Below are 14652 nucleotides of genomic sequence, written 5' to 3'. Positions count from 1 at the left end.
GGATGCGTGGGGCTTTTGTGTGTAAAACAGAATTTTTCTCGATAACCCACGGCATAATGCGCGCCGTGACATCGATATCCAGATCAGCGAGGCGCTCCGACGTGTTGAAGAAAACCCTGTTTCAGTTGCACTGGTTCTTCGGCATCACTGCCGGGCTGGTGCTGGCCTTGATGGGGATCACCGGGGCTGCGTACTCGTTCCAGGATGAAATCCTGCGGGCCCTCAACCCCACAGTATTGAACGTACAGAAACGCGAAGCCGGCGTACTGCCGCCTGCCGAGCTGGTGCGCAAGCTGGAGGCCACCGAAGGCAAGAGCGTCGCGATGCTGTGGGTGGAAAGCGACAGCGGCAATGCCGGCCGGGTGTCCTTCACCCCGCCACCGGGGGAGCGTCGTGGCCAGATGCGCTACTTCGACCCGTACACCGGCGACTACCTGGGCGACGCCGTCGGCCAGGATGTATTCGGCTTTATCCTGCAACTGCACCGCTTCCTCGCCATCGGCGACACTGGGCGCAATATCACGGGCGCCTGCACCCTGATCCTGGTGTTTTTCTGCCTCTCTGGTTTGTACCTGCGCTGGCCGCGCCAGGTAAAAAGCTGGCGCGTGTGGCTGACCCTGGACTGGCGCAAAAAGGGCCGCAGCTTCAACTGGGACCTGCACTCGGTGTTCGGCACCTGGTGCCTGCTGTTTTATCTGCTGGCGGCACTGACCGGGCTGTATTGGTCCTACGACTGGTACAACCAGGGCGTGACCAAACTGCTCTCCGATGCGCCGCAGAACGAGCGGATGCGTAAACGCGGCCCGCCGCCCCCGGGCCCTGCCCCGGTGGCCAACTACGAGGCGATCTGGAGCAGCATCTACAGCAACGCCGGCCCCGACCTGAGTGCCTACAATATCCGTATGCCGGCCGTCGCCGGGCAACCGGCAACCGTGTACTACCTGCTCAAGGATTCACCCCATGACCGTGCGCTGAACCAGATCAACCTGGACCCGGCCACCGGTGAGGTCAAATCCCATGATCGCTATGCCAGCAAGAGCCTCAAGGCTCAACTGCTGACCAGCGTCTATGCGTTGCACACCGGCAGTTATTTCGGCCTGATCGGGCGCATCGTGCTCACCGTCAGCTCGCTGCTCATGCCCCTGTTTTTCATCACTGGCTGGCTGTTGTACCTCGACCGTCGTCGCAAGAAACGCCAGGTACGCGAAGCCCGCCAAGGTTTGAGTGCCCCTCACAGCGATGCGCCGGCCTGGCTGATCGGGTTTGCCAGCCAAAGCGGCTTTGCCGAACAGTTGGCCTGGCAGACTGCCGGGCAATTGCAGGCCGCCGGCGTTGCGGTCAAGGTGCAGCCCCTGGGCAGCGTCAGCCGCGACGACCTCAGCCAATCGCAACATGCGCTGTTTGTGGTCAGCACCTTCGGCGACGGCGAAGCCCCCGACAGCGCCCGTGGTTTCGAGCGCAGCGTGCTCGGCCAGGACCTGCCCCTCAAAGGCTTGAATTACTCGGTACTGGCCCTGGGTGATCGGCAGTATGAACACTTCTGTGGCTTCGCCCGGCGCCTGCATTTCTGGCTGACCAACCAGGGCGGCAACCCGCTGTTTGCCCCGGTGGAAGTCGACAGCGGCGACGCAGTGGCCTTGCACACCTGGCAACAGCAACTGGGCCAGCTCACCGGTCACGGATCCGCGGCAGCCTGGCAGGCAGACCCGTACGAAAACTGGACGTTGAGCCAACGCCGCCTGCTCAACCCCGGCAGCGCGGGGGCCGATGTCTACCTGCTAGGTCTCACTCCACCCTCGCCTCAGAGCTGGCTCGCCGGTGACTTGGTGGAGGTCTTGCCGCGCAATTGTCCGTGGGCCGTGGAGCATTTCCTCGACGGCCTCGGCCTGGCCGGCAGTGACGGCGTGTTGATCGACGGCTTGGCACAAACGCTCGATCAAGCCCTGGCCAACCGTCAACTGCCGGACAACCGTGCACACCTGGTCGGCTTGCATGCCCAAGCCCTGGTGGACGCACTGGTGCCCCTGGGTATGCGCGAATATTCCATCGCCTCGATTGCCAGCGACGGCGTGCTGGAACTGATCGTGCGCCAGGAGCGCCACCCCGACGGCAGCCTGGGCCTGGGCTCCGGCTGGCTGACCGAACACGCCGCCATCGGTTCGGGTATCAGCCTGCGCCTGCGCCGCAACAGTGCCTTCCACCTGCCGGACGCTCCCGTGCCGTTGATCCTGCTGGGCAACGGTACCGGCCTTGCGGGCCTGCGCAGCCTGCTCAAGGCGCGTATTGCCGATGGCCAGCAGCGTAACTGGTTGCTGTTTGGCGAGCGCAATATCGCCCACGATTATCTGTGCCAGGACGAACTGCAAGGCTGGCTGGCCAGTGGCGACCTGGCGCTGCTGGACCTGGCGTTTTCGCGGGACCAGGAAGAGAAGATCTACGTACAGGATCGCCTGCGCGAATCGGCAGATGTGTTGCGCAAATGGCTGGCGGACGGCGCGGCGATTTATGTGTGCGGCAGTTTGCAAGGGATGGCGACGGGGGTGGATCAGGCGTTGGTGGATATCCTGGGCAGTGAGGCGGTGGAGCGCTTGATTGAACAGGGCCGCTATCGCCGGGATGTCTACTGACCCGTCAGGCAATGAAGATCAATTGTGGGAGGGGGCTTGCTCCCTCCCACAGTTTTAACTGCATTCCAATCAGGCAGGTTGCAGTTTTTGCTCAAACACCGAAACGCCATCGAGATCGCGCAAAATGACGGTCAACTCCCCCGTCTGCCCATCAATCTGCACTTCACCAAAAAACTGAAAGCCAGCAAACGGCGAGGTGTTTTGCGCAGGCGGCGCTTTCTCGAACACCACTTGCGGGCCAAAGGTTTTATCCAACGGATTCGGCCCGAAGCTGCCGGCATTCAGCGGCCCTGCCACAAACTCCCAAAACGGCTCGAAATCCTGGAACGCCGCCCGGTCCGGGTGGTAGTGGTGCGCCGCGCAGTAGTGCACATCGGCCGTCAGCCACACATGGTTGCGCACCTTCTGCGCACGCAGAAAGCCAAGCAGTTCGGCAATCTCCAGCTCACGCCCTTGCGCCGGGCCGGGGTCGCCATTGGCGATGGCTTCCCAGCGCGCCACGCCGGGGCTGACTTCACCGTCGGGCACGCCCAGGCCGATCGGCATGTCGGCGGCGATCACCTTCCACTGCGCCTGCGACGCCTTGAGTTCGCGCTTGAGCCAGTCCAGTTGCTGGCGGCCGAGGAAGGGTTTTTCGCCGCCCAGGTTGTCATCATTCGGCCCACGATAGCTGCGCATATCCAGCACAAACACGTCCAGCAGCGGCCCGTAACTGAGCTTGCGATAAATACGCCCGCCGCCGTCGGCACTCTGGCGGCGCATCGGTGAATATTCCAGCCAGGCCTGCCGCGCACGGCCGACCAGGGTATTGATGTCGCGGGTCTGGTAACGCTCATCCAGTTGCTTGCTGGAGGACCAGTTATTGATCACCTCATGATCGTCCCACTGCCAGATCTGCGGCACTTGGGCATTGAAGCGGCGCACGTTTTCATCCAGCAGGTTGTAGCGGTAATTGCCGCGATACTCATCGAGGGTTTCCGCCACTTTGCTCTTGGCCTCGGTGGTGATGTTGCGCCAGATACGTCCGCCTTCGGTGGTCAACTGCGCGGGCACCGGGCCGTCGGCGTAGATGGTGTCGCCGCTGTGGATAAAAAAGTCTGGCAGGCGCAGGCGCATGGCTTCGTAGATACGCATACCGCCAATCTCCGGGTTGATGCCGAAGCCTTGGCCAACGGTGTCGCCGCTCCATACAAAGCGGATATCGCGACGCTGTTGCGGCTCGCTGCGCAAGTGACCGAACCAGGGTTCACTGGCGACGCCGGTCTGGGCGTCTTCGAAGTGAACACGGTAGAAGATCGACTGATCGACCGGCAAACCGGTGAGCTCGACACGGGCAGTAAAGTCGCTGCGGCTGTCGGCCAGCGGGGAAACCAATCGGCGGGGGTTGCTGAACACACTGCGCGTATCCCACTCCACCACCATTTTCGCGGGGCGGTCGCTGCGGCTCCAGATCATCGCACGGTCGCCGAGCAGGTCGCCCGATTGCACGCCATCCGTGAGTTGCGGCCGGTCCTTCACCGAAGCGATCACTGCCGGGGCCAGGCCCGGCAACAACAGGCCGGCGCCCACGGCTTGCATCACGCGGCGGCGGCCGAGATCGAAGTGGCTCATGCAGGTGCCCTCTTGAGTATCAAAAGGGCCACTTAAGCATGATGGGATGAAGCGAAGATGACACCGGCCATACAAACAATGGAGATCCAAATGTGGGAGGGGGCTTGCCCTCTCCCACATTCTGAATCCCATCAGCCCCTGGCAGCAGTGACCGTCAGCTCCACGGCTTCCGGTCGCTTGAGCAGCGCATACACCAACCCCGTCAACACACTGCCCGCCACAATCGCCAGCAAGTACAACAACGCGTGGTTCATCGCATTCGGAATCACCAGCACAAACAACCCGCCATGGGGCGCGGCCAACTTGCAGCCGAAGTACATCGACAGCGCACCGGTCAGCGCGCCACCGGCGATGCTGGCCGGGATCACGCGCAGCGGGTCTTTGGCCGCGAACGGGATCGCGCCTTCGGAGATAAAGCACAGGCCCAGGATCATCGCGGCCTTGCCGGCTTCGCGTTCAGTCTGGGCGAACTTGCGCCGAGCCAATAACGTAGCGATGCCCATGCCAATCGGCGGCACCATGCCGGCAGCCATGGTCGCGGCCATCGGTGCGCCGCTCGACGCCGCCAGCAGGCCGACAGAAAACGCATACGCCGCCTTGTTGATCGGCCCGCCCAAATCCACGCACATCATGCCGCCGAGCAAAATGCCCAGCAGCACTGCGTTGGTAGTGCCCATGGTGCTGAGAAAATCGGTGAGACCCGTCAGCAAACGTGCGACCGGCGGGCCCACCAGGTAGATCATCACCAGGCCGGTGAACAGGCTGGCCAGCAACGGGATGATCAGGATCGGCTTGAGCGCCTCCAGGCTCTGGGGCAATTGCACCGCACGGCTGATCAGCTTGACGCAGTAACCCGCGACGAAACCGGCCAGGATGCCGCCGATAAACCCAGCCCCCAGCGTCCCCGCCAGCAAGCCGCCGATCATGCCCGGCGCCAGGCCAGGACGGTCGGCGATCGAGTAGGCGATGTAGCCCGCCAGCAGCGGTACCATCAGCAGGAATGCCTGGTCACCGACGCTTTTCAGCGCCGCTGCCAAGGTGCCTGGCTGTTCGAAAGCATGGATGCCGAACACAAATGACAAGGCGATCAACAAGCCCCCCGCCACCACCATCGGCAACATGTACGACACGCCAGTGAGCAGGTGCTTGTAGACCCCGGTTTTCTCCGACTTGGCCGGCGCGCCACTGCCGGCGTTTTCCACCGCGCCTTCAGCCAGGGCTTTGTTAAGGATGGCTTCGGATTGCTTGAGGGCGATGCCGGTGCCACAGCGGTAAATTTTCTTGCCGGCAAAACGCTCGGTGGCAACTTCAATATCCGCCGCCAGCAACACCACGTCGGCCTCGGCGATGGCTTGCGGGCTCAGCGGTGTGCGGGCGCCGACCGAGCCTTGGGTCTCGACCTGCAAGTCGTAGCCCAAGCGCTTGGCGGTCTGCTGCAAGGCTTCGGCGGCCATGAAGGTGTGGGCCACCCCGGTCGGGCACGCAGTAATCGCGACGATACGCGGCGCATTCTTCGCCGATACCGGGGCGTCACTGGCGACATACACCTGGGCCTCTTCAGCGCCCCGGCGCAATACGCCTTCGACATCTGCCAGCGCCTGGGCCGGTGTGGTTTGAAACACGCGTTTGCCGACAAAACGCTGCATATCCACCGGCGTGCTGCTGACCAGCAGTACCCACTCGGCATCATCGACCGTGGCTTGGGACAACTGACGTTCCGGGCGCTGCACATCAACGACCTCGACACTGGTGTGCAAGCCCATGCGCTGGGCGGCGGCGTCCAACAAGCGGGCGCACAGCACACTGGTGACCATGCCGTTGGGGCAGGCGGTAACAATGGCTAACTTCATCACAAACCCTCTTATTGTTCTGTCAGCGCGCGTACATCGACGCCGCTTTCCAGGCGCGCCAACTGCGCGTCATCGCTGATGCCAAAACCGATCTGAGTGACGGCCATCGCGGCAATCGCCGTGGCGCGGCGCAAGGTGCGCTCAGGCGTATCGCCGCTGAGCAAACCGTGAAGCATCCCGGCCAGCAGCGAGTCGCCAGCGCCCACGGTACTGGCCACCGTCACCTTGGGCGGCGTGGCGTGTAGCGCCGCGCCTGGGCGGTACCAGGTCACGCCTGCGGCGCCGTCGGAGACCACCACATGCTCGACGCCTTGCTGATGCAATTGGCTGATGGCATCGGTGGCATTATCCAGGGCCTCTGCCAGCTCTTCGGTATTGGGTTTGACCAGCCACGGGCCAGCCTGCAAACCAGCGCGCAACGCTTCACCACTGGTGTCCAGGGCGACTTTCAAACCGAGGTCTTTCAACTGACCCAACAGTGCTTGAAACCACTGCGGGCTGACGCCGCGCGGCAAGCTACCGGCCACCACCACCGCATCGAATTGCGCACCCTTCTTCGCGATCATCTCAAGCAGCGCTGTTTGCGCCGCTTCACTCACCAGCGGCCCCGGCGCATTGATATCGGTGACACGTCCGTCCTGTTCGGCAATCTTGATATTGCTGCGGGTTTCGCCCGGCACGCGGACGAACGCATCGCCAAACCCGCGGCTGGCGATCAGCGCGTCGAAAGCCTGAGGGTTCGCGTCACCGAGAAACCCGCCAACGCTGACGTGGTGGCCCAGGTCGGCCAGCACCTGCGCCACATTCACGCCCTTGCCGGCCGCGTGGGTCAACATCGCCTCACTGCGATTGACTGCACCGGGCTCCAGGCGCGCCAGGCGCACCGTCAGGTCCAACGCCGGGTTCAGCGTCAGGGTCAGAATCTTCGCCATCTACACGGCCTCCACTAGGGCACGCACTTGCGCGGGCGAACCCACCGCCAGTGCTTGTTGCGCCAGGCCCTGGGCCTCGCTCAGACTGAATTCGCGCACCCGCGCCTTCACTTCAGGAATGCTGCGGGCCGACACGCTCAACTCATCCACCCCCAGGCCGACCAGCACCGGCACCGCCAGCGGGTCTGCCGCCAACTCACCGCACACGCCGACCCATTTGCCATGGGCATGGGCGGCGCGCACGGTGATGTCGATCAGTTGCAAGACCGCTGGGTGCAAGCCATCGGCCTGGGCCGACAGGGTCGGGTGGCCGCGGTCGATGGCCAGGGTGTACTGGGTCAGGTCGTTGGTGCCGACGCTGAAGAAGTCGACTTCCTTGGCCAGTACCGGCGCCAGCAAGGCGGCTGACGGCACTTCGATCATGATGCCCAGTTGCAAATCAGCGACCGGGATTTCCAGGCGCAGGCGCTCGGTCATGTCGCGGGCGGCGCGCCATTCATCCACGCTGCCGACCATGGGGAACATGATGCGCAGCGGCCGGTTATCCGCCGAACGCAGCAGTGCCCGCAATTGCGCTTCCATGATCTGCGGGCGTTGCAAGGTCAGGCGAATGCCGCGCACGCCAAGAAAGGGGTTTTCTTCCTGGGCGATGGGCCAATAGGGCAAGGGCTTGTCGCCGCCTACATCGAGGGTGCGCACCACCAGCGGGCGACCGCCGAGCCCATCGAGGACGCGGCGGTACTCGGCTTCCTGGGTAGCCTCGTCCGGCGCCTGAGGGTGGGCCATGAAAATCAGTTCGGTGCGCAGCAGGCCAATGCCTTCGGCGCCCTGCTCCACCGCACTCGCCACACCGGCGCTTTCACCGATATTGGCGAACACTTCCACGGCGTGACCGTCACGGGTCAGCGCCGGCTCGTGGCGTTGAGCCGAGGCAGCTTGCAAGCGTTGTTCGCGGGTGTCGCGCTCCACGGTGGCGCGTTGCAGGGTGGCGGCGTCCGGGTCGACATGCAGGCGACCGCGCTGGCCGTCGAGCAGCAGTGGCGTACCGGCGCTCAGCAGCAGCACCGCAGCACCAGCACCGACCAAGGCGGGAATCCCCAGGGCGCGCGCGACGATGGCGCTGTGAGCGGTGGCACCACCGCGGGCAGTCAGAATGCCGGCTACGCGGGCCGGGTCCAGGCGCGCAACGTCCGAGGGGCCGACTTCATCCATCACCAGAATGTAGGGCTCGCTGGGTTCCTGGACGGTTTCGACACCGCACAACTGCGCCAGCACGCGACGGCCGATGTCACGCAGGTCAGCGGCGCGCTCGGCCAGCAAGGCGTCCTGCAAGGCTTCCTGCTGCTTGGCGGCGGCTTCGATCACACTCATCCACGCCGCTTCGGCGCTTTCGCCCTGCTTGAGGCGGGTATCGACTTCGTCGGTCAGTTCCGGGTCGTCGAGCATCTCCTGATGGGTAATGAAAATCTCGCGGATGGCCTTGGCCTGGCTACGCTCGATCAGGCCCTGGATATCCTTACGCACATCGCCCAGGGCGGCGTGCAGGCGCTGGCGTTCAGTGGCGGCAGACTCACCGCGCAGGGGATAATCGAACAGCTGTGGAATCTGGATATGCGCCGGGCCGATGGCGATGCCCGGCGCGGCGGCGATGGCCTGGATCTGGCTGCCGCTCGATGGCGCGCTGAGCACCGGCTCGATATCCACAGGAGCAGGCTGGGCGCTCAGGGCCGGCAATGGTTCGACCTCCTCGCCAAGGCCCTCTTCGACCGCGGCCAACAGTGCAGGCAGTGCATCGCCGGCAATCGTCGGCTCGGCGACAAACTCCAGCACCTGGCCACGACGCGCACCGAGGCTGAGCAACTTGCTCAAACTTTTGACCGATACCGCGCCCACCGGTCCATCAACGATGCGCACGCGGATATCGCCGTCAAAACTTTTCGCCAGTTGCGCAAGGATCTTGGCCGGACGGGCGTGCAGGCCGTGGGCGTTGGCCAGGCTGATGCGGGCGCTGGGCCAGTCCGGTGGCAATTCGCCGCCCAGCACTTCCAGCACCGCACGGCTGCTGGTGGCACGCCCCAATTCCTGGCCGCGCCCTTCAATCAACAGGGCACACAAGCGTTCAAGCAATGTTTGGTGGGCTTCGCCCAGGCTCGCCAGGCAGAACAGGCCGTGCAGCGGCTGGCCGAGGTAGCGCATGGGTTTGTCCGGCGTGACAAACGCCAGGCCCGGACGCTTGACTGTCTGTTCACTGTGCAACCACCACAGGCCATCGCCCAGGGGCAACGCGTCGACCTGTTGCAACACCGCAGCAAAACCATTGCTCACGCAGTCGGCCTGGCGCAGCAGGCGCGCCCCCCTCCATACCAACTCTTCAAAATCATCGGCAGACACGCCCAGGCTGATCATCTGCGCATCCAGCGCCAGTTCCTGGGGCGCACCTTGCAACAGCTTCAACAACGCTTCGGCACTGCCGGCACGGCGCAACGCCTGGCCGAGGTCGGTTTCACCGAGGGCACGGGTCAGCAGTTGCAGCAAGCGCAGGTGTTCGTCGGATTTGGCGGCGATGCCAATCGCCAGGTAGACGATCTGGCCATCGCCCCAGTCCACCCCTTCGGGGAACTGCAGCAGGCGCACACCCGTGGTGAACACCTGGTCGCGGGTCTCTGGCGTACCGTGGGGAATGGCGATGCCCTGGCCGAGAAAGGTCGAACCCTGGGCTTCACGGGCTTGCAGGCCGCTCAGATACCCCTCGGCAACCAGGCCATCGGCCACCAGTTTGTCAGCGAGCAGGTGCAAGGCAGCAGATTTATCCACAGCCACCTGGCCCATGGATATCTGCTCTACAGTGAGCTCAAGCATGCCGTTCTCCTAGTTAGTGCGATGTGCGCACTAGGTATTGTTTTGAATAAATCAGCGCGAGACGTTCAAAAATAACTGACTGAGTGGTCAATTGGCAGTAGCCACTCAGCGGCGAACATCGTAAAAATACGCTTGCTGAAACGTTTAATCTAGAATTTATGGCAGATTACGCGTTAATTGCGCAACCTTGAAGCACCACTCGGCACCTGTCGTGGGACATTGGTCGTGGGCTGGAATCGGTTACGATTGGACAAAATGTCGGGGCACGCTCTAAAAAACAAGGAAATCCCGGTTTGAAACTCAGTGATATTGCACGTCTGGCCGGTGTGTCCGTGACCACCGCCAGCTATGTCATCAATGGCAAGGCAGAACAGCAGCGCATCAGCAACGCAACCGTTGAGCGTGTGCGTGCCGTGGTCCAGGCCCATGGTTTTACCCCCAACCCTCAAGCCGCCGGGCTGCGCAGCCGGCATACGCGCACCCTGGGGTTCATCCTGCCAGACCTGGAAAACCCCAGCTACGCACGCATTGCCAAACTGTTGGAGCAAGGCGCCCGGGCACGGGGCTATCAGTTGCTGATTGCCAGCTCCGATGACGAAGCCGACAGCGAACGCCAACTGCTGCAACTGTTCCGTGCGCGGCGTTGCGATGCGTTGTTCGTCGCCAGTTGCCTGCCGGCCAGCGATGACAGCTATCGAGACTTGCAAGCCAAGGGGTTGCCGGTGATTGCCATCGACCGGGTGATGGAGCCTGACCAGTTCTGCTCAGTGGTCAGCGATGATCACCAGGCCTGTCAGCAACTCACCAGCAGCCTGCTACAACCGCTGCCCAAGCAAATCGCGCTGATCGGCGCACGTCCCGAGCTGAGCATCAGCCAGGAACGTACTGCGGGTTTTCGTGAAGCGCTGCAAGACTTCACCGGCGAAGTGATTATCGAACAGGGCGAAGCCTTCAGCCGTGACTGTGGCCGACAGCTGATGGAGCAACTGCTGCAGCGCCTGGGGCATTTGCCTGACGCGCTGGTGACTACCTCCTACGTGCTGCTGCAAGGCGTGTTCGATGCGCTGCATGACTTCCCGCTCCGGTCGCGGCCGCTACGCCTGGGCACCTTTGGCGACACCCAACTGTTGGACTTCCTGCCGCTGCCAGTCAACGCCATGGCCCAGCAACATCAACTGATCGCCGAGACAGCTCTGCGCCTGGCCCTGGCGGCCATCGAAGAAGAACAGTACCAACCGGGTGTGCATGCGATTGGCCGCACGTTCAAGCAGCGCATTCACGAGGTCTGAACGTGGAGCTGATCGACACCCACACCCACCTGGACTTTGCGGACTTCGATCACGACCGCCCGCAAGTCCTCGCCCATAGCCGTGAACTCGGGGTACGGCGTCTGGTGGTACTGGGGGTGTATCAGAAAAACTGGCAGCGGCTGTGGGATCTGGTGCAGCAGGACGACGGTTTGTTCGCTGCCTTTGGTTTGCACCCGGTGTATCTCGATGAGCATCGCCCTGCCGACCTGCTGGAGCTGGGTGACTGGTTGACGCGCTTGCACGGCCATCGGCAACTCTGCGCCGTGGGCGAAATCGGTCTGGATTACTTCCTTGAGCACCTGGATCGCGAGCGCCAGCAAAGCCTGTTCGAAGCCCAGCTGAAACTCGCGGCGGATTTCCAACTCCCCGCCTTGCTGCATGTACGCCGCAGCCACGCCGTCGTGATTGCCACGCTCAAGCGCATCCGTCTACCGAGGGGCGGGATCATTCATGCGTTCGCCGGCAGCATTGAAGAGGCCCGCGAGTACATCAAACTGGGCTTCAAACTCGGTCTGGGCGGCGCCGCCACTTGGCCCCAGGCCCTGCGCATGCACAAGGTACTGGCACAATTGCCTCTTGAAGCCGTGGTACTGGAAACCGATTCGCCGGACATGGCCCCGGCCATGTATCCCAACCAGCGCAATTGCCCGCAACACCTGCCGGATATCTGCACCGCCCTGGCTGAGCGTATGGGCATCAGCCCTTTATTGCTGGGTGAGACGAGCACACGCAATGCGTGCGAGCTGTTCAACTGGTAGCGGGCTGATGACCTGCAAGTTCAAGGTCATCCTTTGCCGATAACGGGCGTAGCGCACGACCAGCAGATAAATCAACACCGCGACCAGCGAAATGTTCAGCTGCCCGATCACGCTGAGCAGCCCCAACCACTCTGCGAACAACGCCATCAGCAAGGTCGCGCACGTCAGCATGATCATGCCGGGCCGCACCAGCGCCCACTGGTCCAGGGCGCGAAACTGACGCAACTGCTTGTGGCAGCACAACTGCAGGCCCGAGTGGCAGTACGCACAGTCAAACGGTACTTCCATGGCGATGGCGTTCAGTTGCCAAGGCTTGAGTTCAAACGTCATGTTGCACTGGGCACAATGCCCTTTGATGCCGATTGCAGCGGCCATCGTCGTATCCCCTCGTGACCGTGACTGATGAAACAAATTCTCACCCATTCACGTCGCGATAAAACACAGCCCGGCAAATCAGGACAAATGCCACGTGATTCATGGCCCAGTCCCACAGAAAGTTCTTACACCCGAAACGCACCAATCAATTGCTTCAGCTCAATGACCTGCGCCGACAACTGCCGGCTGGCCGCTTCGGTCTGTTGGGCGCCTTGTGCTGCATGTTCACCGGCGCGGTTGATTTGGACAATATTCTGGTCGATGTCGTGAGCGACCGCCGTTTGCTGCTCCACGGCAGCGGCGATCTGCTGGTTCTGGTCAACAATCATGCCTACGGCACCGAGGATATTTTCCAGGGCGTGCTGGACCTTTTCCGACTGCCCTACCGTGCCACTCGCCATTTCATGGCTACTGCCCATCGCCTTTACCGCTGCGCCGACGCCGCTGTGCAAGCGGCTGATCATTTGTTCAATTTCTCCGGTGGAATGCTGGGTACGCCGGGCCAGGGTGCGCACCTCATCGGCCACTACGGCAAAACCGCGTCCTTGCTCACCGGCACGCGCAGCTTCGATGGCCGCGTTGAGCGCCAGCAAATTGGTTTGCTCGGCGATGCTCTTGATCACCTCCAATACGCTGCTGATGGACTGGCTATCGGCCGCCAACTGATTGATCACCCGCACCGACTCATCGATCTCCAAAGCCAGGCGTGCGATGCCGCTTTGTTGAGATTGCACCAGCGCCCGTCCGCTGACGGTTTCATCATTGACACTCTGTGCACTGTTGACCGCCGCCGCCGCGCTGCGCGCCACCTCCTGTGCGGTGGCAGACATCTGGTTCATCGCCGTTGCCACTTGTTCGATCTGGCTGCGCTGGCCGGATACCGCCTGGTTACTCTGTGCCGAAATCGTCTGCACCTGGCTGGCCTGCAACTCGACCTGGCTGACCGTATGCCCGACGCGCTCAATCAGGTCGTGGATCTTGGCCACGGTGCCATTGAATACTTGGCCCAGGTCTCCCAGCTCGTCGCGGCTGTGGGCGACGAAAGTGACCGTCATGTCACCGGCCGCGACTTTGTCCATCATCGCCCCCAGGCTGCGCAAGGTAGTGCGAGTGGAGACAAAGAAACCTGCATACAAGTAGAAGATCAGCGCAAATACCGCCACCAGGGCCGCGACCAGCAACACCATGTGCAGGCGGTTTTGCGTCAGACGCTGCTCCAGTTGCTGGCCGATGAACGCTAAGGTGGCGTCATCGAGTTGATAGGTCTTGGCCATCAGTTGACTGACGCCGTCGTAAAAACCTTGCCAAGGTGTATCCAGGGTCTCGGCCATCACTACCTGTTCTTCGAACAACTCACTGCCTTGCTTGAGGCTGGCCTGGCTGGCTTGCGCCAAGCTATCGAGTGCTGCATGCGCGGCGTTGCTGGCGCCCAGCGCGTCCTGCAGCTTCAAGCCGTATTCGCCCTGGAGCTTTTCCACCTGCTGCAGTAACTCGTCAAAGCGCGTACTGGAGGAGGAATTGATAAAGCCCTGGCCCAGAGAATACGCGCCCATCGCGCGGCCCTCACCGAGTAGTTGGGTGACCTGTGGGGTGACCGCAGTGACCAGGTCGCTGAGTTGGCGCAGGTCACTCTGCGCATCACGGCTCAAGCCGGCTTGGCTGGCGATGATTTGGCTGAGCATCTGGGCCTGGTTGAGTAACTTGCCGATCAACGCCGCTTTGTTGAGCAACGAGGTTTCCTGTTGCTGCGCCTTGAACGCGGCGATCAGCTCGTCGCGCTTGTTTTCAAAAACCTCGACTTGCTCGGGCTGCGTCGCCATGGCGTGCAACCCCTGCAACCGCTCCAGCACACCTTGCTCCAGGGCAGTGATCTGCGCTTCAAGATCAGCCGCCTTGCCCGACTGTCCGAGAATGACGTTGATCTGCACCTGGTTGTTGAGCGTTTCCAACTCACGACGCAATGCCAGGCTGCTGCCAAGCAGGTCGAGACTTTGCAGTTCGATACGGGTGCCCTGGAATTCGCGCCACGAGTCACGCACCAGGTAATAGTTGGTCGCCAGCATCGGCAGCAGGAACAGCACGCTGATCAGGCTGAACTTCATGCCGAAGCTCAGGCGGTTCATCAGCGCGACGGCAGGATAGAGCAAGCTCATCACAGGTGATCTCCCCTTCTTTTATTGTTATTGAGGCGCAGGGCGGCGGCAGATAGCCACTATTTGGCGCTCTGTCTGTATAGCTCAATTCGAAGGGAAGTTTTGTAACGTAAGGTTAACGGCGTATCCGGAGAGCACATGTAGGAGGGCTTGCCCCCGTAACCACGATGCGAAGCG

General features: G+C 62.3%; 9 protein-coding genes. 3 read left to right on the top strand and 6 right to left on the bottom strand.

The window, feature by feature from the left end; translation table 11 throughout:
- Positions 1-101 precede the first annotated feature (101 nt).
- Positions 102-2627: a sulfite reductase flavoprotein subunit alpha gene (locus E4O97_RS04735; RefSeq protein ID WP_248160903.1), complete on the top strand. Its 2526-nt coding sequence runs from the start codon at positions 102-104 to the stop codon at positions 2625-2627.
- Positions 2628-2696: 69 nt separating this feature from the next.
- On the opposite strand, the gene E4O97_RS04730 is transcribed toward E4O97_RS04735, so the two are convergent.
- The 4 genes from E4O97_RS04730 to ptsP all read right to left on the bottom strand — a co-directional run bounded on the left by E4O97_RS04730 (position 2697) and on the right by ptsP (position 9879).
- On the bottom strand, positions 2697-4238 hold the full coding sequence (locus tag E4O97_RS04730; protein ID WP_032877824.1) for an alkaline phosphatase D family protein: 1542 nt from the start codon (positions 4236-4238) through the stop codon (positions 2697-2699).
- A 131-nt stretch (positions 4239-4369) separates the two neighbouring features.
- The gene (locus tag E4O97_RS04725; RefSeq protein ID WP_248160902.1) at positions 4370-6088 is read right to left on the bottom strand and encodes a PTS fructose-like transporter subunit IIB; all 1719 of its coding nucleotides are present in this window, start codon (positions 6086-6088) and stop codon (positions 4370-4372) included.
- Positions 6089-6099: 11 nt separating this feature from the next.
- Positions 6100-7020, bottom strand: a complete 921-nt coding sequence (pfkB, locus tag E4O97_RS04720; protein ID WP_248160901.1) for a 1-phosphofructokinase — start codon at positions 7018-7020, stop codon at positions 6100-6102.
- The gene (gene ptsP, locus E4O97_RS04715) at positions 7021-9879 is read right to left on the bottom strand and encodes a phosphoenolpyruvate--protein phosphotransferase (protein WP_228309336.1); all 2859 of its coding nucleotides are present in this window, start codon (positions 9877-9879) and stop codon (positions 7021-7023) included.
- Positions 9880-10172: 293 nt separating this feature from the next.
- On the opposite strand from ptsP, the gene cra reads away from it, so the two are divergent.
- Positions 10173-11168: a catabolite repressor/activator gene (gene cra / locus E4O97_RS04710; protein ID WP_032877829.1), complete on the top strand. Its 996-nt coding sequence runs from the start codon at positions 10173-10175 to the stop codon at positions 11166-11168.
- 2 nt (positions 11169-11170) lie between these two features.
- Positions 11171-11947: a TatD family hydrolase gene (locus E4O97_RS04705; RefSeq protein WP_032877831.1), complete on the top strand. Its 777-nt coding sequence runs from the start codon at positions 11171-11173 to the stop codon at positions 11945-11947.
- On the opposite strand, the gene E4O97_RS04700 is transcribed toward E4O97_RS04705, so the two are convergent.
- Together E4O97_RS04700 and E4O97_RS04695 are read right to left on the bottom strand one after the other, a co-directional pair.
- Positions 11894-12322 (bottom strand): hypothetical protein, encoded by a 429-nt coding sequence (locus E4O97_RS04700; protein WP_032877832.1) that lies wholly within the window; start codon positions 12320-12322, stop codon positions 11894-11896. The two genes, E4O97_RS04705 and E4O97_RS04700, sit on opposite strands and share 54 nt — an antisense overlap.
- A 125-nt stretch (positions 12323-12447) precedes the next feature.
- Entirely contained in the window at positions 12448-14478 is a 2031-nt protein-coding gene (locus E4O97_RS04695; protein WP_032877834.1) for a HAMP domain-containing methyl-accepting chemotaxis protein, read from the bottom strand.
- Between the last annotated feature and the right edge of the window lie 174 nt (positions 14479-14652).

The sequence above is a fragment of the Pseudomonas sp. W15Feb34 genome, assembly GCF_023127765.1.
Classification (GTDB): domain Bacteria; phylum Pseudomonadota; class Gammaproteobacteria; order Pseudomonadales; family Pseudomonadaceae; genus Aquipseudomonas; species Aquipseudomonas synxantha_A.
The sequence above is the reverse complement of the archived record's forward strand: the minus strand, read 5'-3'. Positions and strand labels throughout refer to the sequence as shown.